The sequence below is a fragment of the Bradyrhizobium sp. 160 genome, assembly GCF_023073735.1.
GTDB lineage: Bacteria > Pseudomonadota > Alphaproteobacteria > Rhizobiales > Xanthobacteraceae > Bradyrhizobium.
On sequence record NZ_JADPKD010000055.1, the window covers coordinates 56663 to 78609 of the forward strand.

27 protein-coding genes and 2 pseudogenes are annotated in these 21947 nt (G+C 64.7%); 14 read left to right on the forward strand and 15 right to left on the reverse strand.

Annotated elements, in window-relative coordinates; genetic code table 11:
• Nucleotides 1-15: 15 nt before the first annotated feature.
• The 4 genes from IVA98_RS22035 to IVA98_RS22050 form a co-directional block, all read right to left on the reverse strand.
• Entirely contained in the window at nt 16-393 is a 378-nt protein-coding gene (locus IVA98_RS22035) for a hypothetical protein (protein WP_247334465.1), read from the reverse strand.
• A gap of 3 nt (nt 394-396) precedes the next feature.
• On the reverse strand, nt 397-1383 hold the full coding sequence (locus IVA98_RS22040) for a hypothetical protein (RefSeq protein ID WP_247296526.1): 987 nt from the start codon (nt 1381-1383) through the stop codon (nt 397-399).
• A gap of 103 nt (nt 1384-1486) precedes the next feature.
• The gene (gene recA, locus IVA98_RS22045) at nt 1487-2575 is read right to left on the reverse strand and encodes a recombinase RecA (protein WP_247280668.1); all 1089 of its coding nucleotides are present in this window, start codon (nt 2573-2575) and stop codon (nt 1487-1489) included.
• 1338 nt (nt 2576-3913) lie between these two features.
• Entirely contained in the window at nt 3914-4171 is a 258-nt protein-coding gene (locus tag IVA98_RS22050; protein WP_247296524.1) for a DUF2798 domain-containing protein, read from the reverse strand.
• Nucleotides 4172-4708: 537 nt separating this feature from the next.
• On the opposite strand from IVA98_RS22050, the gene IVA98_RS22055 reads away from it, so the two are divergent.
• Nucleotides 4709-4954, forward strand: a complete 246-nt coding sequence (locus tag IVA98_RS22055; protein WP_247280664.1) for a DUF6894 family protein — start codon at nt 4709-4711, stop codon at nt 4952-4954.
• Here the strand turns inward: IVA98_RS22055 and IVA98_RS22060 are convergent.
• Together IVA98_RS22060 and IVA98_RS22065 are read right to left on the reverse strand one after the other, a co-directional pair.
• Nucleotides 4951-5205, reverse strand: coding sequence for a hypothetical protein (locus IVA98_RS22060; protein ID WP_247280663.1), 255 nt, complete (start codon nt 5203-5205; stop codon nt 4951-4953). The two genes, IVA98_RS22055 and IVA98_RS22060, sit on opposite strands and share 4 nt — an antisense overlap.
• 107 nt (nt 5206-5312) lie before the next feature.
• A complete protein-coding gene (locus IVA98_RS22065) occupies nt 5313-5606 on the reverse strand; it encodes a hypothetical protein (RefSeq protein WP_247296522.1) in 294 nt (97 codons plus the stop codon).
• 370 nt (nt 5607-5976) lie between these two features.
• Here IVA98_RS22065 and IVA98_RS22070 point away from each other — a divergent pair, with 370 nt between their 5' ends.
• Nucleotides 5977-6441, forward strand: a complete 465-nt coding sequence (locus IVA98_RS22070) for a PaaI family thioesterase (protein ID WP_247296521.1) — start codon at nt 5977-5979, stop codon at nt 6439-6441.
• A gap of 45 nt (nt 6442-6486) precedes the next feature.
• On the opposite strand, the gene IVA98_RS22075 is transcribed toward IVA98_RS22070, so the two are convergent.
• Nucleotides 6487-8523, reverse strand: coding sequence for a pyrroloquinoline quinone-dependent dehydrogenase (locus IVA98_RS22075; RefSeq protein ID WP_524536396.1), 2037 nt, complete (start codon nt 8521-8523; stop codon nt 6487-6489).
• A gap of 13 nt (nt 8524-8536) precedes the next feature.
• A pseudogene (locus tag IVA98_RS22080) lies at nt 8537-8756 on the reverse strand (hypothetical protein).
• A 153-nt stretch (nt 8757-8909) separates the two neighbouring features.
• On the opposite strand from IVA98_RS22080, the gene IVA98_RS22085 reads away from it, so the two are divergent.
• Both IVA98_RS22085 and IVA98_RS22090 read left to right on the forward strand, forming a co-directional pair.
• A complete protein-coding gene (locus IVA98_RS22085) occupies nt 8910-9314 on the forward strand; it encodes a hypothetical protein (protein ID WP_247355513.1) in 405 nt (134 codons plus the stop codon).
• A 109-nt stretch (nt 9315-9423) separates the two neighbouring features.
• Nucleotides 9424-9756 (forward strand): hypothetical protein, encoded by a 333-nt coding sequence (locus tag IVA98_RS22090; protein WP_247280659.1) that lies wholly within the window; start codon nt 9424-9426, stop codon nt 9754-9756.
• A gap of 56 nt (nt 9757-9812) precedes the next feature.
• Here the strand turns inward: IVA98_RS22090 and IVA98_RS22095 are convergent, their stop codons facing one another.
• Nucleotides 9813-10280 carry a YeeE/YedE family protein gene (locus IVA98_RS22095; RefSeq protein ID WP_247296511.1) on the reverse strand — a complete coding sequence of 156 codons (468 nt, stop codon included), beginning with the start codon at nt 10278-10280 and terminating at the stop codon, nt 9813-9815.
• Between the two features lie 5 nt (nt 10281-10285).
• The gene (locus tag IVA98_RS22100; protein ID WP_247296508.1) at nt 10286-10714 is read right to left on the reverse strand and encodes a YeeE/YedE family protein; all 429 of its coding nucleotides are present in this window, start codon (nt 10712-10714) and stop codon (nt 10286-10288) included.
• A 185-nt stretch (nt 10715-10899) separates the two neighbouring features.
• Here IVA98_RS22100 and IVA98_RS22105 point away from each other — a divergent pair, with 185 nt between their 5' ends.
• Nucleotides 10900-12069, forward strand: coding sequence for a GNAT family N-acetyltransferase (locus IVA98_RS22105; protein ID WP_247334463.1), 1170 nt, complete (start codon nt 10900-10902; stop codon nt 12067-12069).
• 7 nt (nt 12070-12076) lie between these two features.
• Here IVA98_RS22105 and IVA98_RS22110 read toward each other — a convergent pair whose 3' ends face one another.
• The gene (locus IVA98_RS22110; RefSeq protein ID WP_247296502.1) at nt 12077-12742 is read right to left on the reverse strand and encodes a DsbA family oxidoreductase; all 666 of its coding nucleotides are present in this window, start codon (nt 12740-12742) and stop codon (nt 12077-12079) included.
• Between the two features lie 167 nt (nt 12743-12909).
• Between IVA98_RS22110 and IVA98_RS22115 the strand changes: the two genes are divergently transcribed.
• A complete protein-coding gene (locus tag IVA98_RS22115) occupies nt 12910-13710 on the forward strand; it encodes a thioesterase family protein (protein WP_247296500.1) in 801 nt (266 codons plus the stop codon).
• Here the strand turns inward: IVA98_RS22115 and IVA98_RS22120 are convergent.
• Nucleotides 13698-14522, reverse strand: a complete 825-nt coding sequence (locus IVA98_RS22120; RefSeq protein WP_247296498.1) for a helix-turn-helix domain-containing protein — start codon at nt 14520-14522, stop codon at nt 13698-13700. The two genes, IVA98_RS22115 and IVA98_RS22120, sit on opposite strands and share 13 nt — an antisense overlap.
• Before the next feature lie 40 nt (nt 14523-14562).
• Nucleotides 14563-15384, reverse strand: a complete 822-nt coding sequence (locus IVA98_RS22125) for a helix-turn-helix domain-containing protein (protein ID WP_247296496.1) — start codon at nt 15382-15384, stop codon at nt 14563-14565.
• A gap of 101 nt (nt 15385-15485) precedes the next feature.
• Here IVA98_RS22125 and IVA98_RS22130 point away from each other — a divergent pair, with 101 nt between their 5' ends.
• Both IVA98_RS22130 and IVA98_RS22135 read left to right on the forward strand, forming a co-directional pair.
• Nucleotides 15486-15716, forward strand: a complete 231-nt coding sequence (locus IVA98_RS22130; RefSeq protein WP_247296494.1) for a hypothetical protein — start codon at nt 15486-15488, stop codon at nt 15714-15716.
• 31 nt (nt 15717-15747) lie between these two features.
• Nucleotides 15748-16146 (forward strand): hypothetical protein, encoded by a 399-nt coding sequence (locus IVA98_RS22135; protein WP_247280650.1) that lies wholly within the window; start codon nt 15748-15750, stop codon nt 16144-16146.
• A 118-nt stretch (nt 16147-16264) separates the two neighbouring features.
• Here IVA98_RS22135 and IVA98_RS22140 read toward each other — a convergent pair whose 3' ends face one another.
• Nucleotides 16265-16840, reverse strand: a complete 576-nt coding sequence (locus tag IVA98_RS22140; RefSeq protein ID WP_247280649.1) for an SET domain-containing protein — start codon at nt 16838-16840, stop codon at nt 16265-16267.
• 161 nt (nt 16841-17001) lie between these two features.
• Here IVA98_RS22140 and IVA98_RS22145 point away from each other — a divergent pair, with 161 nt between their 5' ends.
• Complete coding sequence (locus IVA98_RS22145) at nt 17002-17607, forward strand: hypothetical protein (protein WP_247280648.1); 606 nt, start codon at nt 17002-17004, stop codon at nt 17605-17607.
• Here the strand turns inward: IVA98_RS22145 and IVA98_RS22150 are convergent.
• Entirely contained in the window at nt 17604-18359 is a 756-nt protein-coding gene (locus tag IVA98_RS22150; RefSeq protein ID WP_247280761.1) for a TetR/AcrR family transcriptional regulator, read from the reverse strand. The genes IVA98_RS22145 and IVA98_RS22150 overlap by 4 nt on opposite strands.
• A 106-nt stretch (nt 18360-18465) precedes the next feature.
• Here IVA98_RS22150 and IVA98_RS22155 point away from each other — a divergent pair, with 106 nt between their 5' ends.
• The 5 genes and pseudogenes from IVA98_RS22155 (at nt 18466) to IVA98_RS22175 (ending at nt 21827) form a co-directional block, all read left to right on the forward strand.
• The gene (locus tag IVA98_RS22155; RefSeq protein WP_247296490.1) at nt 18466-19863 is read left to right on the forward strand and encodes a carotenoid oxygenase family protein; all 1398 of its coding nucleotides are present in this window, start codon (nt 18466-18468) and stop codon (nt 19861-19863) included.
• 77 nt (nt 19864-19940) lie between these two features.
• Complete coding sequence (locus IVA98_RS22160) at nt 19941-20204, forward strand: hypothetical protein (RefSeq protein ID WP_247296488.1); 264 nt, start codon at nt 19941-19943, stop codon at nt 20202-20204.
• Nucleotides 20205-20281: 77 nt separating this feature from the next.
• Nucleotides 20282-20856 (forward strand): annotated as a pseudogene (locus tag IVA98_RS22165) (hypothetical protein).
• Nucleotides 20857-20869: 13 nt separating this feature from the next.
• The gene (locus tag IVA98_RS22170; protein ID WP_247334459.1) at nt 20870-21424 is read left to right on the forward strand and encodes an inner membrane-spanning protein YciB; all 555 of its coding nucleotides are present in this window, start codon (nt 20870-20872) and stop codon (nt 21422-21424) included.
• 106 nt (nt 21425-21530) lie between these two features.
• Nucleotides 21531-21827 carry a hypothetical protein gene (locus IVA98_RS22175; RefSeq protein WP_247280643.1) on the forward strand — a complete coding sequence of 99 codons (297 nt, stop codon included), beginning with the start codon at nt 21531-21533 and terminating at the stop codon, nt 21825-21827.
• Nucleotides 21828-21947: the final 120 nt, after the last annotated feature.

Consider the following 21947-nt stretch of genomic DNA (forward strand, 5'->3'; position numbering starts at 1 on the left):
AACGCCCGAGCTCTGTCAGCGTGACCTTCCACTCGCTCTCGCCGCGGTACTGCCGCTCTCATCGCCGCAACGGTCAAGCAGCCACAGCAAAATCAACTGCGCATTCGGCTCAGGTCCTGTCCATAATTCGACCGATTCGCATTCCGCCATCAGCTCGATCAATCCACGCCCCGTCATCCCCGAATTTTCAAGACGCCAGGATGGTGTGTCGTCCAGCCAATGGAGGCTATGCGGCTGCGTTGTGCGTGGCGCAAAGAACGCCTCGAGTTCGGCGTCCGACGGCAGCGGTCCCCAGACCAGCCGACGCTCGATCGCAATGACGAGATCGGCGAGACCGGCGCGTTGTATCCCGCCGGCAGTGGACGAGTCTGTTGTCACAATGAACCGCGTCATGCCTCAGGGCCTCGTCAAACCAGGGCCGTACCGCCACAGCCGGTCGTTGGTCAGATGCGTGCCGCCCCACCAGCGATCGATCGGATTGTGGCGGCTGAAATCATCCTGATGGGCCAGGACGGCTTTACCGAATTCGGTCAGCGAAAGGCGGCTGCGCAGATAGACTTTATGCCGAGCCCTCAAATTCTTAAGGTCGATTGTGCGCAGTTCCTCGCCCAAACCGGCCACTGCGGGATTGGGGCCGAGCGCCCGCCCCTCGAGCAACCAAGCCAACTCGGTCTCTCCGAACACGAACGTGCGCCGATGCGAGCGCAGGTGAAACAACGAATTCGTGTTCGCAAACCCTCTGGAAAGAAGTTCCAGAAATCGCATCTCCGTCGCACCAAGCCCTGTCGAGGGTGACGGCAGTTCTGGCAGCAGATTGAGCAAAGCCGGCCTCAGCATCGGTAATGCACTGAGGTCGCTGTGGAGGAGATTGACGCAGCTTTCCGGTGTCGGTTCGCAATAGGCCCGCCACGCCGCCTCGGCGGTCCCGAATTCCCTGGCAGAGACATTAAAGGCGGGAATATGCGACGCAGACTTTCGCAGGTTTTCGCCCCTCATCGCGATCAGATCGTCCACCACAAGGCGCACTTTGAGTTTTTGCGCCGGCCAGGAATGAGATCTGAGGTGATCGAGCAGCCAAATAAGTTGCAACTGATCCTCGGGATTTGGATCGAACCAGAGTTCGATCGCATCGTAAGGTTCGCAGAAATCGACAAGCGACAGATCTTTGCGACGACTCATGGCGCGAGGCCAATGGATGCCCCAGTCCGACCAGTGATCACCCGGCCCAAGACTCTCCGAACGTGCCGCAAAATAGGCCGCACGCATTTCAGGTGGAGGCACGGGTCCCCACTGAAAGCGAAACGAGAACATTATGACGAATTCGGCCAGTCTCGATCTTGCGAGAGCAAAGCCCGACGAACTGGTCAGGACCAGACGCTTCATCACACTACCGATCACGACAACGCAAAACGAAACGGGCGCTGACGACGTCGGCAACTCAACGTCCTCAGCGCCCGCTCCTCGCGAAAATTCTTCGCGGTAAGTCTTACTCCTCCGTCGGCTCCTCGCCGTCGGCGTCGCGCTCGGGGGTGCCGGCGAGAATCTGCTCGGCGATCAGGCCGGAGTTCTGGCGGATCGAGGTCTCGATCTTGGCGGTGATGTCGGGATTGGCCTTCAGGAACGCCTTGGCGTTCTCGCGGCCCTGGCCGAGGCGCTGGCTGTCATAGGAGAACCAGGCGCCGGATTTTTCGACGATGCCGGCCTTGACGCCGAGATCGAGGATCTCGCCCATCTTGGAGACGCCCTCGCCGTACATGATGTCGAACTCGACCTGCTTGAACGGCGGCGCCAGCTTGTTCTTCACCACCTTGACGCGGGTGGTGTTCCCGACGACTTCGTCGCGCTCCTTGATAGCGCCGATGCGGCGGATGTCGAGGCGGACGGAGGCGTAGAACTTCAGCGCGTTGCCGCCGGTCGTGGTCTCGGGCGAACCGTACATCACACCGATCTTCATGCGGATCTGGTTGATGAAGATCACCATGGTATTGGACTTGTTGATGGAGGCCGTGAGCTTGCGCAGCGCTTGGCTCATCAGGCGGGCCTGCAAACCCGGCAGCGCATCGCCCATTTCGCCCTCAAGCTCGGCCTTCGGCACCAGCGCTGCGACCGAATCGATCACCAACACATCGACCGCGCCGGAGCGCACCAAAGTATCGCAGATCTCCAGCGCCTGCTCGCCGGTGTCGGGCTGCGAGATCAGGAGCTCATCGATGTTGACGCCCAGCTTGCGGGCATAGACCGGGTCGAGCGCGTGCTCGGCGTCGATGAAGGCACAGATGCCGCCCTTCTTCTGCGCTTCCGCCACCGTATGCAGCGCCAGCGTGGTTTTGCCCGAGGATTCCGGCCCGTAGATCTCGACGATGCGCCCCTTGGGCAGGCCGCCGATGCCGAGCGCGATATCGAGCCCGAGCGAGCCCGATGACACCGCCTCGATGTCCATGGACCGGTCGTTCTTGCCGAGCTTCATCACCGAGCCCTTGCCGAACTGACGCTCGATCTGGGAGAGCGCGGCGGCCAGAGCTTTACTCTTGTCCATGGAAGATCCTTCGACGATACGCAAGGCAGTGGCGGACATTGGGTCGTGCTCCTTATGGCGAGGATTCGCTAGGGGGACAAACGATTGAGATGCGGGCCGGCAATAAAAGCAATGTACCCCATTTGTTCTAGGTTCGCAATATGTTCTTTCCGAGAGTCCCTAATTCACTCACCGCCTGAATCGAAAAGGGGCCGCCTTTCAGCGACCCCTTGCCGGTTACAATCTCGTTTCGGGATGAAATGCCAGCCCCGGCGGGAGCCATCGTACCGGTACCCCGATGCCAAGTGGATTCCGGGCAACTACCGTTCGTATCACTGTCCTATCTGCCCAGGATCTCTCGCTTAGCCGTCACAATCCTTAATCCTGAGGCACCGAACCTTTTCGCGGTCTATGGCCTTCTTCGGGAGGAGACTGCACCTCCGGGGCCTCTGCCATGACTGAAGACGCACACCGAGACGTCATCGGGCGCAATCCACTCCTGAGGCCGCGCAGGAGGAGAGATGATCAAGTTCGAGCGCAAGGAGAACGCGTTCCGCAAGAAGGACCGCGACGAGCGCGCCGCCGAGCTGCGGCTGCCCTGGGACGAGGTCAAGCTCCACTAGCGCTCGCCAGGGCCCGCTGCGCACGGCTGCCGTGAACCCGAGGGAACCAACATCGCGCGTCGGGGGTGCGCTTCTCGCTCGATTAAGGTGTCAAGATACCTCCGGTAAGTCATTGATGGAATGACGAAATCATCCCAGAGCCTACTGTGCATGGGGTTGTTTTTCCATTTTTGAAAGACAAAGCGCCGGTTCATCATCGGCAAACCGCGACGATACGGACCCCGGTCGCTCCCGCACCTGCGCTTGCGCTGCCTTACAGCACCGCCAGCAGCACGAGGCTGATCACCAGCACGACGAAGCCAGCCGCCGTCGCGGCGGCGAATGACCGCTCTACGTTATCCATGATGCCACCCCGTTGCCGCCGCGCCACGTTCCCCCATGGCCGCGCCGGACGGTGTGGAATCTTGCCGACCCGTGTGTCGCCAGTTGTGCGGCCGGATGTCGAAATTGGGACGGGCGCGGGGCCAGTCTGCGGCCTCGCGACCGCGACTTTCACTGACACCCGTCAGGCGCGTGTCAGCCTGATCGCCTATTCTCGTCGTGCTCGGTGGACCAACACTGGGCCTCCATACCCAGCCGACGACCCCGCTCCCCCGAGCGGGGTTTTCTGTTTGCGGCCCATGGACGAAGGCGATTGCCGACGCGGCTTCGATTTGGCCCTGTCAGGCTGTCGTAAGCCGAACCGGCTAGGGTCGCTTGGCTATGGTGTTGCAGCCCAGCACCTCAGCCTCCAATAACTTTCTCCCCGCTTGGCTCTCCCCAGGCGGGGTTTTTTTCATGCCTGCCGGCCGGGTCGCAGGTCCTTCTCCTCGCGCGTCAGCCGCAGCGAGACGGCGCGGATCGCGGGCGCAGCCAGCAGCACGATCGGCAGCATCGCGGCCCATGCGATCAGCCACGAAACCATCCAGTGCCCGAGGAAGGCCATCGCGCTCCCCGCGGGAACGCTGGCGATGCCGGCCGCGATCAGCGAGGTCAGTCCGGACTGGATGATGCCGAAGACGAAATGGGAGTAGCGGCGGGGAATGCCGAGCATGAGGCGCCCATGGTTTGCCTGCCGTCATGAGGCCAAGCAAGGCACATGCCGTCGGCGCGATGGACTCCGTGGTTCTCCGACCATGAACAGAGTTCCCTTCCCGCGCGCGAGGCCACGATGGGTTTACCGGCAGATTTTGCTTGTCCCCCGGAATATGACGGCGCCCAACATGCTGCAGGCATGGAAAGTGAGTCGTGGGAGGTGACCATGAATCACAGGGGTGTCGAATTCACCGTCGCCAGGACGGCAATTCCCGGAATCTGGCACTGGCGATTCCGCATCGGTGAGCAGATCAAGATCGGCCGAACCTCGATTTGTTGGCGATTCGACGGGTGCAGCTGCGCATCGACCGCGAGCTCAAGGCGATCGAGCGCAAGACGGCCTGAGCAAGACCGCCGGTGAGATCAAGCGGCTAGTGCGGCGCCTCGCCAGGGGCGTATCCCGTAGCCGCCCGGAATTGATCTGATCGGGGTTTGGGATTGCACTGCGCGCCCGTGGCCTTGGGGGTTGGGCCGTCACGCGTGATCGGTGCCAGCCATGCCGCTCTACTTCTTTCGAATCCGGAACGGCCGTTATTCCGGCTGCGCGGACCAGGCGAGCGAATTTGCCGATCGCGACTCGGCCTGGAAGGAGATGACCAGCGTCTGCGCCGACATGGCCGCCGGGATCGCCCGCAAGCTCCAGGAAAATTCCGAATGGCACATGGAGCTGCTGGACGAGGCCAAGGAGCCGGTATTCCGGATCCGCATCGTCGCAGAAACGCTCGAAAAGGTGAGACCCTAATCCGCGCTGGGCAGCCGCCGCATGGTGAATTCGATGTCGCCGCCGGGCAATTCGCGCCAGCTCTCGACCGCGCTCATATAGCCCGCCTTGGGGTAGCGGGCGAAGAAGGCCTCCGCCCTCGCCCGTGCCGCTGCGCGTGGCAGCGTGAAGGTCTCGCGCAGATAGCCGTCGCCGGTCGCGTGGTCCGGCTTGCCGCCCATCTTGCGCCGGCGCGCCATCCGTTCGGCGAGATCCCGCGGACGATCGGCCATGTCCCGCCCTCCTCTACGCAAATACGCTCTTGCGAGATGTAAGAGGCCTGTGGGGCAAAGAGGAGTCCCCGGCCGGAGGCGTCCACCGCCTCCGATCGGCGGAAAGGTCAATTGGCAGCCGTGCCGGATTTCTTCTTCGGCGCACTGGTCGCGGCCGATGCCTTCGGCGCCGCCGACTGCTTCGGCGGATCGGAGCGCATGCCGCCCCAGGGATCGTTGGAGGCCTTGGAGTCCGGAATCTTCTTCAGCGTTTCCTTGTAGGCCTTTTCACGTTCGGCTTCCGCAGCCTTCTCCTCGGGGCTCTTGCTCGGACCGTCCTGCAGCAAATTGAGATTGGGCATTTGCGCATAGGCCGGTCCCGCCAGCACGGCCAGCACCGCGGCCATACGGAAAAGCTTCATCATTCGCTCCTTGATCATCCACGAAGCGCGGATCGCCCGCGCCTTGTCGTCCTTGTGGCGGCCGACCGCAAGCTCAGGGCCGCATAGCCGCTAGATCCGGTCCGATCTGCATGATTTCGGCGCATGTAGCCAGTCGTCCCAGATCGGGCCGCATCTGGTGCAGCCGTTCAGCGCAAGGGCGAGCGCGGCCAGACAAAAGACCAGGACACATCGACGCAACATCATCCACCCTACCCAAGCAAGGCCATCATATCGGGCAAAGTCGGGCATTTTCAAGCCGACGCGGCCGGCAGCAGACCGGGTGACTTTGCCGCGCCGATGCGCGCAGAATGAGACCAAACATCCGGCAACAATGGAGGGAACGACAGCAATGCAAACGCAGCCAGACGTCGAGTTCGGCATCACCGATGCGCAACGCATCCTCGGCGAGGTCTTTGCACCCTGGGTCCAGGATCTCGACCTCTCGGTCGAGCGCATCGAGCACGCACAGCCAGCGAATGCGCCGGACTGGCAGCCGGGCGCGCTCTTGCGCATGCCGTTCTCGGAACGGCTGTGCCGGAACGGCGGCGTGGTCTGCGGCCAGGCGCTGATGGCGCTCGCCGACACCGCGATGGTGATCGCGATCCTCGCCGCCAATCGCGGCTATCGTCCGATGACCACGGTCGACCAAACCACGCATTTCATGCGCGCAGCCTCCTCGTCGGACGTGCTGGCGGACGCGCGCGTGGTGCGGCTCGGCCGCACCATGAGCTTCGGCCGCGTCACGCTGCTCTCGGCCTCCGACAACAAGCCGGTTGCGATGGTGTCGAGCGCGTTCGCGATGCTGCCGGGGTGAGCACGCGCGATGTGAACGATCGTTCGCATCGCCTCCATAACACGATCATGATCGCGTGACACGACGGCGGTGGCGCCAGCGCAGGCCCGTGATCACAAGCGCGACGACCGCGAGCGCGATGGCTGAGAACGCCGCAAGAAAACGTCCACCGGGACGATCGACGGTGCGTGACCACAACGATGGCCCCTCGCCCGGCCGCGCCAGACGAAACGCAACGACGCTGTCGCCGATCGACGTGCCTGCCTCGGAGTGGCCGCCGGCGCCGATCGCGACATATTGCTCCCCCTGCCAGAGATAGGTCATGGGGTTGGCGACGCCCGGGACGGGCAACCGGCCCTGCCATAGCTCCCTGCCGCTCTGCGCATCGAAGGCGCGCAAATAGGCGTCCATCGCTCCGGTGAAGACGAGCCCGCCTGCGGTGACCGCGAGCCCGTTGACGAGCGGCGCGCCCCAGGGCAGCGGCACGCCGAGCGGCGCAAGATCCTCGGTGGTGCCGACCGTCGAGCGCCAGAGGATTTTTCCGGCCTTCAGATCAACCGCGACCATCTCGCCCCATGGCGGCTTGTTGCAGAGCAGGCCGAGCGGCGACGTCACCATGGCGCGCGTCATCGCGAACGGCGTGCCATGCTGCTGGCCGAAATCGTGACCGGGCGGCGGATTGAACCCGACGGCGTCCGCGCGCGGAATCAGCTTGATGAGATGAACGGCGCGGCTGGTGTTGGCGTAGAGGACCTGGCTGACCGGATCGAAGGCCGCACTGCCCCAGTTCACCCCGCCACCGGTGAACGGAAACAACAGCGTGCCCTGCACGGAAGGCGGCGTGAACAGGCCCTCATTGTGAGCCTCCGCGAATTGGCGCTCGCAGGACGAGCGACGCAGTGCAGGTATTAGCGAGAGCGCATCGTCGGTCGAGATCGTCTGCGACGTTAGTGGCGGTACATGCGTCGGGAATGGCTGCGTTGGTGATAGCGCTTCACCTTCCGCGCCGCCCTGCGGCACGGCGCGCTCCTCGACGGGCCACACCGGCTTGCCGGTGTCGCGATCGAGCACGAAGACGAAACCCAGCTTGGTCGGCTGGATCACGACGTCGCGCTCGCCATCACCAATGTCGAGGCGCGCCAGCGTCGGTTGCGCCGGCAGATCGTAGTCCCAGACGTCGTGATGCACGGTCTGAAAGGCCCATACGAGCTCGCCGGTCTCAATCTGCAGCGCGACCACCGAATTGGCGTGCTCGTTATTGCCCGGCCGCCTACCGCCCCAGAAATCCGGCGAGGGCGACGACGTCGGCAGGAACACGAATCCGCGCCTGTCGTCGACCGACATCGGCGCCCAGACATTGGCGTGACCGGCTTCGATGCCATCGCGCTTGAGCGGCTCGAAGGTCCAGCGTGGCTGGCCGGTTCGCGCATCGAACGCACGCACCTGGCCGCTCGGCGCGTCGACGCGGCGGTTGTCACCGATTGCAGACCCGACCACGACGACACCGCGGCCGACCGCCGGCGGCGAGGTGATCTGGAATTCGCCCGGCCATTCCAGGGTCATTCCGATATCGAGCTTGATCTGCCCGCCATTGCCAAAACCGGCACAGGGAACGCCTGTCTTCGCATCGAGCGCGATCAGGCGGACGTCGTTCGTGCCCATGAAGATGCGCGCGCGGCAGGCAGCATCCGGCGGCGCCGTGTCGTCGACCCAATAGGTGACGCCGCGGCAGACATAGCGATTGGCCGGCCGCTGGTTGATCGCGATCTTCGGATCGTAACGCCATTTCTGCACGCCGGTGCCGGGATCGAGCGCGATGACCTCGTTGAAGGGCGTGCAGAAGATCAGGCTGTCTTCAACGAACAGCGGCGTCGCCTGGAATTTGGTTCGCCGCATCAGCTCGGGCGCGCGTGCTGTGAGATCGCCCGTGTGATATTCGAAGGCGCGGACGAGTTGGCCGATATTGCCGGGCGAAATCTCCCGCAATGGCGAGAAGCGCGAGCCGCCGGGATCGCCGCCCCAGCTCTCCCAGGCGAAGCATGGCGGCACGGCAAGCAGCAGGAGCGTAACGGATGCGACCGCAGCGCGCAGGTGGATCCGCAACGCCCGCCCCGTTCTATTTCGGCTTCTTGGTGGGCTCGCCAGGGCGGGCCCCGCCCCACGGATCGTACTTTTCCTTGGGCTCGGGAATGCGCTCGAGCGCAGCCTTGTAGGCCTTTTCGTCGATCTTGGGTGTCAGCCGGCTTTGCACCCTCACTGGGCTGGCGCCGGCCCTGCGCCTCCGCCGATCCAGCCGCCAGCGCCAGCACCGCGGCCGCGATGACCAAAATCCTCATCCGTGCAATCCCCCTGATGTGGGATACAAACTAGCCCGCAATCCCGTATTCGCAAATGCCCCGGTTTCCGCGTCTTCAGCAAATTTTGAACGGAGCGGACTTCGCCGGATCGCATTCGTGCCTATCTGTTGGCCCGCAGGGGACCTTCAAGGGATGTTGCGGATCATTGCTCATGGGGCGCTGCTCGCCGGCGCGCTCGCGCTCGGTGCCTGTGGCTTTGCCGACAGCCGCGCGCCGGTGCCGGAGTTCATGCGCATGAAGGAGGCCGAGCAGCCGCCGCCCGAGCCGCCCCCGGACGTCAAGCGCCTGGTGCGCGAGCAGATCGACGTCGTCTTCCTCGCCACCTCCTATCCGCGCGAGGTGCACGTCGCCCCGCCTCATCGCGAGCTGCGAGGGCCGGGCTGGACGGCCTGCGTCCGCGCGCAGCTCACCTCCGCGACCGGCACGCCGCTTGGCGCCCAGACCTACATCGTGACCATCAACGCCGGAAAGGTCGTCGACCGCCGGCGGGCGGACGCCGACGACATCTGCGGGACCGAGACTTACGAGCCGATCTAGGAACAAATCGCTGTAACGAAGCTGCGGTTCCGGGAAAAACCAGCATCGCGGACGGGAACGATCACCGCCTCCCCTTCTTGTTACCGCCGAGGGCAGTTTCGAGGAGGACATGATGAGGATGTTGACTATTGCGCTGTTGGCGGGTGTCGGTGCTTTGGCAGCCGCATCGGGTGCGAAGGCTTCCGATATCTATACGAGCAGCGAGTACACCAATCCGGATCTCGTCCAGCAGGTACGACTTGTCTGTGACGACGCTGGCCGCTGCTATCGGACGCGCGGCGGTTCGCGCGTGATCGTGCGGGATTCCTATAACTACATGCCGCGCGAGCGCTATTACGAGCGTCGGACCTATCATCGCGATTGGGATGACGGACCGCGCGCCGGCGTCGGCATTCGCGCACCTGGCGTCAGCGTCGGCGTCGGTGTCGACGACCGCTGGTAATCCATGAACGCTTGATGGCCGGGACCGGACGAGACGACTCGCCCGGTCCCTTCATATCAGGTTTCGTGCGGATCGGCCGGCGTCATGACGCGCGCCCTCGATGGCAAATGCGCGGTGAACCGCGCAAGCAACATGCCGGCAAACATCGCCGCGGCGAAAATGAGGGCGGAGCTCGAGCCAAATCCGAGCGCCGTCAGCGCCGGTCCCGGGCAGAACCCCGCCAATCCCCAGCCAATGCCGAAGATCGCCGGACCAACCACTATTCTCCGATCGACGTCTGCTCGCGTGGGAAGATAAAATCGCTCGGCGAAAAATGGACGTCCCAGCCTCAGGACGCGATTGAAGCCGACGAAAGTCACGGCCACAGCGCCGGCCATCACGAACGCGAGGCTCGGATCCCACGTCCCTGCCGGGATGCCGGCGGCATCGAGGAAATTCAAGACCTTTGCTGGATTCGACATTCCGGAGACGATGAGGCCGACGCCGAAGATCAGGCCGATCGCGAACTGAACGAAAATTGCCATCGCCGTCAGCTCCCGTGCCGCATCACGAAGACGGTCGCCATGCCTGCCGCCATGAAGATGATGGTCGCGACCAGCGAGCGCACCGACAGCCGCGACAGGCCGCAGACGCCATGGCCGGACGTGCAACCGCTGCCCCACACTGCGCCAAATCCCGTCAGTAATCCCGCAACGATCAGCACCGGCGTTCCCGCCAGTATAGTCTGCTCGGGCAGGCCTCCGGTGGTGAATCGAACCAGCACAGGCGCGAGGATGAGACCCGCGACGAAGGCGAGCCGGCCGGGGAATTCGCGATCCTCATAAGGCGGGAACAGCCGCGCCGCGATGCCGCTGACGCCGGCGATTCGTCCCGTCGCCCACATTAGAAGCACCGCGGACATTCCGATCAGCGCCCCGCCCAGAAGCGAAGCCAGCGGCGTGAAAGGTGTGGCGATCATCTTAATCCCTCCGGTCGAGCACCCCTCGCCCATCCGCTACAACCGGCGCAGTGCCGCCGGAATGTCAACGAGACGTTAACACGACCGCTCGAATTGACGCAGCATCCCAACGGTATCTTTCCAATCGTTGCGCTAAGCATGGCCGTAACGCGGCCTTGGCCTGCATGAACGGGGAACGACGGGACGTGGTCGACATCGCGCAGCAGGCAGCGGTCAAGCCGGCATCGGCAAGGGATGCTGTGGCCGCGCGCGCGCTCGTTCCGCTCACCTCCATTGACCCCGGTCAATGGCGCGCGCTCGCGCAGCGGGCGGTCGAGCCGAACGGCTACTACTTGCCCGGCTGGGAGCTTGCCGTCAGCGCAACCGCGCGCGGCCGCAGCTCGGCCTCGGCACTGCCCGCATTCGACGGATCTTCGGCGCGGCTGATCGGACTGATGCCGGTGATCTCGCTCTGGCGCGCCTGGAAGATTCCCCTGCCCGCGCTGGTGAGCGCGCATCCCTATGGCACGCTGTGTAGCCCGCTGATCGACCGCGACGCCCCGATCGAGGCCGCTATGCGTCTGTTGCAGCAGGCGCGCGAGGCGGGAGCCCATGCGCTGGTGCTGAATGACGTTGCGCTCGATGGCGCTGCGATGATCACCCTCAATCAGGTTCTCAATCGCGACGGCCTGAGACCGCGCGTGCTCAGCTCCTACATCCGTGCCAGCCTCGATGCGACGCAAGACGGCGATGCGCTGCTGCGCGAAGCGCTCGGCGCCAGGAAGCTCAAGGAGCTGCGGCGCCAGCGCCATCGGCTCGAAGAAAACGGCGCGGTCGTGTTCGAGGTCGCGCGAGGGCGCGACGAGATCGGGCCCGCGCTGGAAACGTTCCTGCAGCTCGAGGCCAGCGGCTGGAAGGGCAAGCGCGGCACCGCGCTAATCCAGCATGCGGGCGATGCGACCTTCATCCGCCGCGCCGTCGCGGCGCTGGCGGAAACCGCGCAATGCGAGATCATCACGCTGCGCGCCGGCACGACACCGGTCGCCGCCGGCGTCGTGCTGCGCCATCAGGACCGCGCCTTCTTCTTCAAGCTCGGCATCGACGAGCGCTTTGCAAGATATTCGCCGGGCGTGCAGCTCACGCTCGACCTCACTCGCCATCTCTGCGCTGATCCGGCCATTGCCAGCGCGGATTCGATGGCCAGCGCCAACCACCCCATGATCAACCCGATCTGGCGCGGGCGCTTCGCAATCGGCGACGTGCTGGTCCCGCTGCGGCGGAATGATCCGGTCGTCGCGCTCATTCATGCCGCGCTGGCCGGCCTCAACGTCGCGCACCAGGCCGCGCGAGGCGTGGTCCATCGGCTCCGCAAATAAGAGAAAGCTACTCCGCCGCCTGCGCGTTGACCTCCGCCGAGACCTGGCGGATGGCGCGCGCGAGCAGGTTCGGATCCTGCGCGCCGGAGACGGCGTATTTCTGTGCGAACACATAGGTCGGCACGCCGGAGATGCCTTTCTCGGCGGCCTCCTGTGCGTCCGCCGAAACGCGCGCGACATCCTCGTCGGTGGCAAGGCGCTTGCGCACGTCGTCGGCATCGAGGCCAACATCGGCGGCCGCCTGCACCAGCACGTTGACGTCGGTGAGGTCGCCGCCGTCGCGGAAATAGAGCTCCATCAGGCGCTGCTTCATCTCGGGCGCCTTGCCGATCGCCTCGGCCCAGAGGATCAGGCGATGGCAATCGGTCGTGTTGGGCTGACGCGCCACGAGCTCAGGCCGGTAGACGAGCCCCTCCTCGCTTGCGGCCGCGACGACGCGCCCGGCAATGCCCTTATAGGCCTCGACCGAGCCAAACTTCTGGGTGAGATAGTCCTCGCGGCTGATGCCCTCGCGCGGCACCCAGGGATTGAGGAAGAAGGGCCGGAAGTTGAGCTTGACCGGAACATCAGGCACGAGCGCCAACGCGCTCTCGATGCGGTGTTTGCCGATATAGCACCAGGGGCACACCACGTCGGAGACGACGTCGATCTGGAGCGGTTTCAGCGTGCTCATGGCGGCGCTTCCTTCGGGCAGTCTACGGGTCCATCGGAAGATAAGCCGAACCAGAGGCCGCGCAAGGCGCCCGTCCCGCATGGCTCACGACTTCACCTCTGCGGTTATTGTAGGAAACGCAACCCGCCCCGATACTCGCTGCACGATCGAGCCAGCGGGAGACTGCAATGACAGCCATTTTCAGGCCGGAAGGTCATCAATTTCGGGCTACGGAGCATGCCGGCGGTCCGTGGTCGCCGGACATGTTGCAGGGAAGCGCTACCACCGCGCTGATGGCCCGTGAGGTCGAGCGGCTCGCAACCGAATCGGGCTTTGCGGTGCGGCGCCTGACCTTCGATCTCTGGCGACCGGCAGGCCTGCGCGCCTTCAGGACCACCACTGAACTGCTGCGCGACGGGCGCAAGGCCAAGACCGCGCAAGTGCGGCTGATGGACGGCGAGACCGAGATCGGCCGCTGCACGGCGCTGCTGACGGCGCAGAGCGGAAAATCGCCGGTCGATCCCTTCGCGGCGCCCGCAGCGCTCGACCAGGCGCCCGAGGCAGGCACGCCGCCGCCGGCCTTCGCGCAGAAATGGAGCCGCTATTTCCAGAATGTGACGGTGCGGCTGATCGAGGGCGCACTGGAGAAGCCGGGTCCGGCCGCCGCCTGGATGCGGCTCGACGCCGCGCTGGTCGAAGGCGAGCCGAACACGCCGCTGCTCCAGGCGGTGCAGGCCGCTGACTTCTCCAGCGGCGTCGCGCAGATCGTCGATATGCGCCAATGGACCTTCATCAATCCCGAGATCAGCCTCTATTTCGTCCGGCCGCCGGAGGGCGAATGGATCCTGATCCGCGCGGCGACGGGCGTCGGCGCCAACGGCGCGGGCCTGACCACGGCGACGCTGAGCGATCGCAACGGTCCGTTTGCCGAGGTGATGCAGGCCCTGAGCTTCGAGCGGCGTGAGGCCGTGCAGGCTCAGGCGTCCTGAGACGCAAGCGCGATCAGCGTGGTCTCGGACCCTGCATCCGCCGGCATGAACATCTCGACACGAAGCTCCTGGAGCGTGACGTCCTGCGGCGTGCCGAGCGTCAGGACCGCACCGATCAGGCCGATGCCGACCTCACCTTTGCGCAGGCGCACCTCGCACAACGGCCCCGGCACGGCCTCGTCCTCGAGTTGAGGCGCCGGCAGCTCCGGCAAGCGCATCAATTCGCGCCAGGTCGATTGCAGGGCATCGTCGAGCGGGGCGGCCATCGCTTCATGACGCGCCCGCGACAACAGCGCTGCCGCGACAATTGGCCAGTTCTCGACGAACGGCTTGAGCTCGTCCGGCGCGAGGAACATGCGCATATGGTTGAGCGGACGCTGCATACGTTCAGAGCCAAGCAGCATCGTCATCAGACGCGAGGCGGCGCGGTTGGCCTGTTTCACGTTCCAGCGCCGGTCGGTGACGATCGCGGGAAATGGCTCGTGACGGCTGAGCAGAAGATCGATGGCACGCCGCGCATCGGCAAGCTCGGGCGCGGCGAGGTCGCGCTCGCCATATTGCCGCGCGAAGCCGCCGGCCTCGAGCAGCGCATTGCGGTCGCGCAGCGACAAATCGAGCGCGGAGGCGAGCTGGAGGAGGATGTCCCGACTGGCCGCCGCCTTGCCGGTCTCGACATGACTGAGATGCTTGACCGAGATGCCGGCCTCGAACGCCAGCTCCGCCTGGCTCAACTTACGGCGCATGCGCCAGGCGCGCAGGAGATTGCCGACCGGATTGGCCGGCCGCAAGGACCGGGACGAGCGTGTATCCATCCGCCGATTATGCGGGCCCTCGTGCACCCTGTAAACGCGGCTAAGAAAGTGTGGCCGCCATCTGCTTCAGCCGCTCGGCAGTGCGCTCGTCCGCCGGGAAGAAGGTCTCCAGCGCCAGCTCCGACAGAGTGATGTCGACGGGCGTGCCGAACACCATGGTGGTGGAAAAGAAGCTCAGGATCTCACCCTGGTGGCGCAGCTTGAACGGGATCGCGACATTGTCGCTCGGCAGCGGCGCCGCACGCGCCGGGATGGGGTAGCTTTTTAGATCGTTATACAACTTGATCAGTTCAGGATCGGCGGTCGCCTCGCATTGCCGGTGCAGCCGCTCGAGCAGATGCCCGCACCATTCCGCAAGATTGACGGTACGCGGCGCCAGCGCCTCGGGATGAAAGGCAAGTCGCAACACGTTCAAGGGCTGGCCGAGCAGATGCTGCGGGATGCCGTCGAGCAGCGGCGCCATCATGCGGTTGGACGAGACCAGGTTCCAATGCCGGTCCACCGCCAGTGCCGGATTGGGCTCATGTGCCTTGAGGACGAGGTCGATCGCCTGGCGGGCTGATGTCAAGGCGGGATCCTCCAGCGGGCGCTGCGGGAACGCCGGCGCATAGCCGGCCGCGACCAGCAGCACGTTGCGTTCGCGCAAGGGCACGTCGAGGCGCTCGGCGAGCCTGAGCACCATGTCGCGCGAGGGCGCGGCGCGGCCGGTCTCGACGAAGCTCAAATGGCGCGCGGAGATCTCGGCCTCGCCGGCGAGATCGAGCTGGCTCATGCGGCGGCGCTGCCGCCATTCTCGCAAATGGTCGCCGATATGGACCGGTTGGCTGCGTTCAGTACGTGCCGTGGATGCATGTGCCTTCATGATCGAAAACCTAGCATGCGAATTTCGGCCCTTCCATTACCCGCGAGGTAATCGAATTGAGGCGCGGACGCGCGCATCGTCGGTCGCAACAGGAGATGACCATGATCGCGCTGCTGCTCTACCGGACCATCGCTGACCACGTCTTCCCCTGGGCCATGGCCTTCGCAACCCGGATGCTGGCGCGCAGCCTCAACGTCCCGGAGCCGCTCGTGCATTCGACCGGCGACTATGTCGTCGCGCAGGTCATCGCCTTCGAGCACGGCGTCGGCAGGAGCCTGTGCCCGTTCCGCCTCGCCCGCCTCGTCCGCGCCTGGTGGCGCGGATTGCGGTGATGTCCCTCGACCTCAACCAAGGAGAACCACGATGATCGAAGCGTCCACTTTCCTGCGCCGTGCACTGCTCGCCGATGCCGTCTTCAGCGGCGTCGCCGCGCTGGGTTTCACTTTCGGCGCGAGCACGTTCGCCTCGCTGTTCAACCTTCCCGAAGCGCTGCTGGGTGAGACCGGCCTGTTCCTGATTGCCTACACCGTACTGGTCGGCTGGCTCGCCGCGCGTGCATCTGTTTCCAAGGCGCTCGTGCTGCTGGTCGTGATCGGCAACGCGGCCTGGACGGTCGGCAGCATCGCGCTGCTGCTTTCAGGCGCGGTGTCGCCGAACCTCATGGGCGAGCTGATGGTTGTGGCGCAAGCCATCGCGACCGGCGTGTTCGCGGAGTTGCAATATGTGGGGTTGCGGAGGAGCGCGAGTGCGGTGGCGGCGTGACCTACCGATCACTGCCATTCCGGGCTGGTGCGGCAGCACCAGACCCGGAATCTCGAGATTCTCAGGTGCGCAAGGGCGCACCGTAGTTCGCTGCGCACCGCCCCGGAATCTTGGATTCCTACGCCCGCGCGCGGCCGTTCGTCTTGGCGACGGCGTGACCGTTGAGCTGGTTCTTTTTGGGAGCCTTCTTTTTCGCACTCTTGGCGCCCGCCTTCGCGGCCTTGCGCTCGGCCCGCGCCTTCGCCTTGGTGCGTTGGGCCCGCGCCTCGGCGCGCAGCTTCTTGCGCTTCTTCTCGCAGGAATCGCACTTGCAGCCGATCGGCTTCAGATAGGCTTTGAAATAGTCGGTGCCGTAGTCGTAGTTGATCTCGTCGCCCGGCTCGATGTTCTTGATGGCGCGGATGAAGACCTTGCGCTCGCGCGGGCGGACGTCGGACTCGGCGTTGGGCCGGCAGGAATGATTGATGTAACGGGCGAGATTCTTGCGCACCGATCCGTCGATGGTCCAGCGCCCGTTGAGCTCGAACAGATATTTGTTCTCGATCTCGTCGTGCGCCGGAATCCGCGAGTCCAGGATCGGCCCGAAATAGCGGATGATCCGGGTGCCCTTCTTGATCGGCTTGGTGGCAAAGAGGCCGAGCCCTGTCTTGGAACGGCCGACGCGATAAGGTTTGTTCGAGGATATGGCTGGCATGATCAAGAGAACGAGGACGCGAACGGGGCCGGAGCGGCCCAGGCGAGCCGCTCTTCTAGAACGATTCCGCGCCGCTGTCAGGTGCCTGGAGGCGCTTTTGAACCTTGCCCACAGTCAAGACGTCTGATGCTACGAAGTTCCAGCTGCATCGAAGCGTCATCATGATCCGCATCGTCACCACATGCCTATCCGTGTTGCTGATATGCGCCGCCGTCAATTGGGCTTGCGCCGAGTCCGTGGGCGGCATCTACACCTCGACCGCGCCGAAAGATTGCCGCCAGATCGGTAAGCCCAGCGCGCTCGACGGCAGCACCATGCGGGTCTGTCCGGGCAAGTCCGGCCTCGTAGTGCTGATCGCCGAGGATGATCTTCGCGAGGTCGTCTCGGTCGGCCGCAATCGCAAGGAAGCGGCCGAGGAGCCGGCGGCCAAAGTTTGGTTCGCTCCCTTCAATTCATCGGACACGACTGTCGAATGGCGAGCTGCGGGCGCCAAGCCATTTGCGATCATTCAGCGCTGGCATATCGCCGACAGCAGCGATCCCGACAAGCAGGGGCGGCCGAACACCAAAGCCATGCTGGTCGTGACCCGGCTGCCGCCGGGTCCGGTCTGTCACGTCGCCTATGTCGATGCGATCGCGAATCCCACCGCCAATGAGCTCGCGCGCAAGGCCGCCGACGATTTCGCCCGCGGCTTCAGGTGCGGCAAGGACGAGGTCAAGATCATCGGCACAAGAGGCCGCGCCGTCGAGCTCGCGACCATGCGCTAGGTCTTCGCCGGGGGCAAACAGCCGCCAGGCGGCAATTTCGTGGTCACGGGCGACGTCAGCATCGCCTCGAGCAGCCGTTCGGCCGTCGTTCCCTCGGGCAACCTCTCCAGGATATCTTCGAGCCGGCCATCGAGCAGCAGCATGGTGAAGCCGTGCACCAGCGACCAGGCCCGCGCGATCGCCGCGCCCTGGTTCAAGGTCAGCGCATCGCCGCTGATCTGCTCCTGGCGCATCATGCCGACGGCATTGGCGAGCCCGGCAAAGGAGGCTTCGGCCGCCTCGCGCAGCGAGGGCCTGGAATAATCGAGCCGCTCGGTGCGAAACATGATGCCGTACATGCCGGGATGCGCCTGCGCATAGGCAACATAGGCTTTCGGCCGCGCCAGTGCGTGTTCAAGCGGCGTGGACGCGGCATCGGATGAAGCTGCCATCGCCGCGTTGAATTGGCGGAAGCCGACCGCCGCGAGCTCGCTGAGCAGGCCCGTGAGGTCTCCGAAATGATGGGTGGGAGCGGCGTGCGAGACGCCCGCCTCGCGTGCCACCGCACGCAATGTCAGGCCGGCAAGCCCGTCGCGCTCCAGCACCCGTTCGGCGGCCTCGAGCAACGCCTCCCGCAGAGCGCCGTGATGATAGGGTGTCTCAGCCTTCGCAACTGCCGGGCGCCGCGCGAGACGCGGCAAGACGTGCGAGGTCGACGATGTCTTCTTCGGGGGGCGCAGGCCGCGCGCCGCCCTGGTTTCGCTTTTGCCCATGCACAAGCTATAAGGCGCCATATTGACAGTGTAAAGATTTCCCTTGACCGCAACGGCAATCGGCACTATCTGATCTTTACGATGTAAAGATAGGGAAGGATACGCCGTGCAGCAGGACGTCGTCACCGAGCAGCGCAACAATATCGCGCCGATTCCCTTCGAAGCCGACGCGGCGTACCTCAAGCTCATCGGCGAATTGCCGCGCGAGTTGAACGGCACGCTCTATCGCAACGGCCCCAATTCGCAGTTCTCGTCGCCCGGTGCGCACTGGTTTGTGGGCGACGGCATGCTGCACGCCTTCCACCTCGAGAACGGACGCGCGAGCTACCGCAACCGCTGGGTCCGCACGCCGAAATGGCTGGCCGAGCACGACGCCGGCCGCGCTTTGTTCGGCGGCTTCGGCCGCAAGCTGCCGGATGCCCCGGCGGATCTCTCTGACGGCGGCGTCGCCAACACCAACATCATCTTCCATGCCGGCAAGCTGCTGGCGCTGGAAGAAGCACACCTGCCGACCGAGATCGAGCCGGGTACGCTGGCAACGCGCGGCTATCACAACTACCAAGGCCGCATCGCCGGCAGCTTCACGGCGCATCCGAAGATCGATCCTGTGACCGGCGAACTCGTATTCTTCGGGTACAATGCGGCCGGACCGCTGACCCCTGCCCTCTCCTACGGAGCGATCGATGCGTCAGGACGGGCGACGCGCTTCGAGCGTTTCGAGGCGCCCTATGCCAGCATGGTGCACGACTTCATCGTCACCGCGAACCATGTGCTGTTTCCGATCCTCCCCATCACCGGCAGCATGGAACGCGCGATGAGCGGACGGCCGCCCTATGCCTGGGAGCCGGACAAGGGCGCCTATGTCGGCGTGATGAAGCGCAACGGCACGGCAAAGGACATCGTCTGGTTTCGAGCTGAGGCCTGCTACGTCTTCCACGTCATGAATGCGTGGGAGGAGGATCACCGCATCATCGCTGACGTCATGCAGTTCGAGGAGCCGCCGTTGTTTCCGCATCCCGACGGTCGGCCGACGGATCCGGAGAAGTCGCGCGCCCGCCACTGCCGTTGGACGTTCGATCTTTCGGGAAAAACCGACCGCTTCCAGCAGACTTATCTCGACGATCTCGCCGGCGAATTCCCCCGCATCGACGATCGCCGCGCCGGACTGAAGAGCCGCCATGGCTGGTACGCCTGCGCCAATCCACGGCTGCCGATGTTCGACGCGCTCTCAGGCATCGTCCATGTCGACGGCAGCGGCCGACGGCTCGGCCATTATCTGCTGCCGGCCGGCGACACCATCTCCGAGCCGGTGTTCGTCGAACGATCGAAGGATGCGGCCGAGGGCGACGGGTGGCTGCTCGCATTGGTCTGGCGCGCGCGGGAGAACCGCAGCGACCTCGCCGTGTTCAACGCCACCGATGTCGAGGCCGGTCCCGTCGCGCTTGTCCAGCTCGGCCACCGCGTGCCCGACGGCTTTCACGGCAATTGGGTGGGGGCGGCGTAACGCCCTCCTCGTCATTCCGGGCGCGCATTCACGCGAGTCCGGCATGACGGCGCGGATGCATCACCAAGAGGTTCCACATGCACATGCCCTCGATCACAGCAGCCTGCCTCGCCGTCCTCGCTCTCTCCTGCGCCGCGCTCGCATTCGAGATGATCCGACTGAAGCGAAGCAGCCATACCATCTTCAACGGCGGCATCTTGCTCGCCGCGGCTCTTTTGAGCGCCGCAGCGGCGCCGATCCTGTCGCGCCTCCCCTGGGCGGAATTGGCCGAGGAGGCGTCCGAACAAGCCACTGCAGCAATTCATCTTCTAGAGGCCGCCTTCGTCATTTTGACACTGTAAAGATTTCCCTTGACCCAATTTTCGCGTTCGGCTACGTATCTTGACGTTGTAAAGATTCGGCCTGACCGAGGTGGCACATGGCGATTTTCCTGATCCTCGCGCCCTACGCCGTCTTCGCGTTGCTGATGCTGGTGACCTCGGCGACGATCAGCGTGTTCGCGGCCTCCGCGATCTGCCTCGCCACCGTTGCAATCGAGTCGCGCGCGGCCGCTCGGTGAAGATCCTGGCCGCAGGCTCGGCGGCCGTGTTCGCCGCAATCGGCCTCTATCTCGCACTGGTCCATCCCGGGCTCGGCACGCTCAGTGTCAAGCTGTCGGTCGATATCGGCATCTTCGTCATTTCACTCGGCTCGATGCTAGCCCGCCGTCCCTTCACGCTGCAATATGCGCTTGAATCGGTCCCGGCCGAAACCGCGGCGATGCCTGGCTTCCTTTACGCCAATTACGTCATAACCGGCGCCTGGACCGCAGCCGCGCTGTTGATGGCCGCCGCCAATCTCGTGCTGCTCTACGTCCCCGGGCTGCCGCTCTGGTCGAGTGTTGCGGTCGCCTTCGCCGCGCGCAACAGCGCAATCTACTTCACAAAGTGGTATCCCGAGTATCGCCAGATCAAGTACGGTACGCCCGCCCGCGCATTACGCAGCGCCCGCTGAACACGGATCGACGATGAAGGACGTATTCGCTCGCCTCGCCTCCGACCTCTTTTCCGCCATCGTCTTCCTCGCCGTCTACCTCATCACCGACAACGTCATCCTGGCGACATCGGTGGCGATCGCCGGCGCAATCGCGCAGGTGATCTATGCCCGCGTCAAGGGCCAGCAGCTCAACTACATGACTTATGCGAGCCTCGCGCTCGTTGTTGGACTGGGCGCGATCACACTCTTGACCAATGATCCCCGCTTCATGCTGGCAAAGCCCGCGATCGCGCATTTCGCGATCGGCCTCATCATGCTCAAGCGCGGCTGGATGCTGCGCTACCTGCCGCCGATCGTCGTCGAGACCGTTCCGGAATATGTGACGGCTGCGGGCTATGCCTGGGCGGTGCTGATGTTCGTGATCGGGATCGGCATGATCGCCGTCGCATCGACCGGCGATCTGAAGCTGTGGGCGTTCTATCTCACCGTCGTCGCAGGCGGCGCCAAGATCCTGGCCTTTGCCGTGCAGTACGTCGTGCTGCGCCTCATCGTCACCAGCCGCCGGCGCGGCGCTGCCCGCGCCTAATTGCCCCATCGGAGCGTTAGGCAGGAGCTGCGAGTTGGGTTATAGGCTCGCCACAGGACTGGCCGCGGATCGTCGCGGCCCGCCGGGCTTTGTTTGGGAGACGGGAATGGCCGTGGACGGCAACTGGAATCTGACCATGACGACGCCGATGGGCGAGCGCCAGGCGACGCTCAGCCTGAAGGCCGCGGGCGGCACGCTCACGGGCACGCAGGGTGCCGAAGGTAGTACCGCCGAGATTTTCGACGGCAACGTCAGCGGCGACAACGTCTCCTGGAAGGTCTCGATCACCAATCCGATGCCGCTCACGCTCGAATTCACCGGCACCGTCTCGGGCGACAGCATCAGTGGCGAGATGGGCATCGGCCCGATGGGTAGCTTCCCGTTCACGGGCACGCGCGCTTAAGGCCGGTCTGCCGTCCGCTGAGGGCGACAGGGCGCGCCTAAGCTTTTCCGCATCGTCATGGCCGGGAATGCTCGGCCATCCACGGGCTCGCAGCAGCAGAAGGTCCGTGCAATCCCGGGC

What these genes read in the sequence shown, in the direction of transcription:
- IVA98_RS22035 (WP_247334465.1), bottom strand. Translation starts at nt 393, where the DNA reads ATGACGCGGTTCATTGTGACAACAGACTCGTCCACTGCCGGCGGGATA.
- IVA98_RS22040 (WP_247296526.1), bottom strand. Translation starts at nt 1,383, where the DNA reads ATGAAGCGTCTGGTCCTGACCAGTTCGTCGGGCTTTGCTCTCGCAAGA.
- recA (WP_247280668.1), bottom strand. Translation starts at nt 2,575, where the DNA reads ATGTCCGCCACTGCCTTGCGTATCGTCGAAGGATCTTCCATGGACAAG.
- IVA98_RS22050 (WP_247296524.1), bottom strand. Translation starts at nt 4,171, where the DNA reads ATGCTCGGCATTCCCCGCCGCTACTCCCATTTCGTCTTCGGCATCATC.
- IVA98_RS22055 (WP_247280664.1), top strand. Translation starts at nt 4,709, where the DNA reads ATGCCGCTCTACTTCTTTCGAATCCGGAACGGCCGTTATTCCGGCTGC.
- IVA98_RS22060 (WP_247280663.1), bottom strand. Translation starts at nt 5,205, where the DNA reads ATGGCCGATCGTCCGCGGGATCTCGCCGAACGGATGGCGCGCCGGCGC.
- IVA98_RS22065 (WP_247296522.1), bottom strand. Translation starts at nt 5,606, where the DNA reads ATGAAGCTTTTCCGTATGGCCGCGGTGCTGGCCGTGCTGGCGGGACCG.
- IVA98_RS22070 (WP_247296521.1), top strand. Translation starts at nt 5,977, where the DNA reads ATGCAAACGCAGCCAGACGTCGAGTTCGGCATCACCGATGCGCAACGC.
- IVA98_RS22085 (WP_247355513.1), top strand. Translation starts at nt 8,910, where the DNA reads ATGTTGCGGATCATTGCTCATGGGGCGCTGCTCGCCGGCGCGCTCGCG.
- IVA98_RS22090 (WP_247280659.1), top strand. Translation starts at nt 9,424, where the DNA reads ATGATGAGGATGTTGACTATTGCGCTGTTGGCGGGTGTCGGTGCTTTG.
- IVA98_RS22095 (WP_247296511.1), bottom strand. Translation starts at nt 10,280, where the DNA reads ATGGCAATTTTCGTTCAGTTCGCGATCGGCCTGATCTTCGGCGTCGGC.
- IVA98_RS22100 (WP_247296508.1), bottom strand. Translation starts at nt 10,714, where the DNA reads ATGATCGCCACACCTTTCACGCCGCTGGCTTCGCTTCTGGGCGGGGCG.
- IVA98_RS22110 (WP_247296502.1), bottom strand. Translation starts at nt 12,742, where the DNA reads ATGAGCACGCTGAAACCGCTCCAGATCGACGTCGTCTCCGACGTGGTG.
- IVA98_RS22115 (WP_247296500.1), top strand. Translation starts at nt 12,910, where the DNA reads ATGACAGCCATTTTCAGGCCGGAAGGTCATCAATTTCGGGCTACGGAG.
- IVA98_RS22120 (WP_247296498.1), bottom strand. Translation starts at nt 14,522, where the DNA reads ATGGATACACGCTCGTCCCGGTCCTTGCGGCCGGCCAATCCGGTCGGC.
- IVA98_RS22125 (WP_247296496.1), bottom strand. Translation starts at nt 15,384, where the DNA reads ATGAAGGCACATGCATCCACGGCACGTACTGAACGCAGCCAACCGGTC.
- IVA98_RS22130 (WP_247296494.1), top strand. Translation starts at nt 15,486, where the DNA reads ATGATCGCGCTGCTGCTCTACCGGACCATCGCTGACCACGTCTTCCCC.
- IVA98_RS22135 (WP_247280650.1), top strand. Translation starts at nt 15,748, where the DNA reads ATGATCGAAGCGTCCACTTTCCTGCGCCGTGCACTGCTCGCCGATGCC.
- IVA98_RS22140 (WP_247280649.1), bottom strand. Translation starts at nt 16,840, where the DNA reads ATGCCAGCCATATCCTCGAACAAACCTTATCGCGTCGGCCGTTCCAAG.
- IVA98_RS22145 (WP_247280648.1), top strand. Translation starts at nt 17,002, where the DNA reads ATGATCCGCATCGTCACCACATGCCTATCCGTGTTGCTGATATGCGCC.
- IVA98_RS22150 (WP_247280761.1), bottom strand. Translation starts at nt 18,359, where the DNA reads ATGGGCAAAAGCGAAACCAGGGCGGCGCGCGGCCTGCGCCCCCCGAAG.
- IVA98_RS22160 (WP_247296488.1), top strand. Translation starts at nt 19,941, where the DNA reads ATGCACATGCCCTCGATCACAGCAGCCTGCCTCGCCGTCCTCGCTCTC.
- IVA98_RS22170 (WP_247334459.1), top strand. Translation starts at nt 20,870, where the DNA reads ATGAAGGACGTATTCGCTCGCCTCGCCTCCGACCTCTTTTCCGCCATC.
- IVA98_RS22175 (WP_247280643.1), top strand. Translation starts at nt 21,531, where the DNA reads ATGGCCGTGGACGGCAACTGGAATCTGACCATGACGACGCCGATGGGC.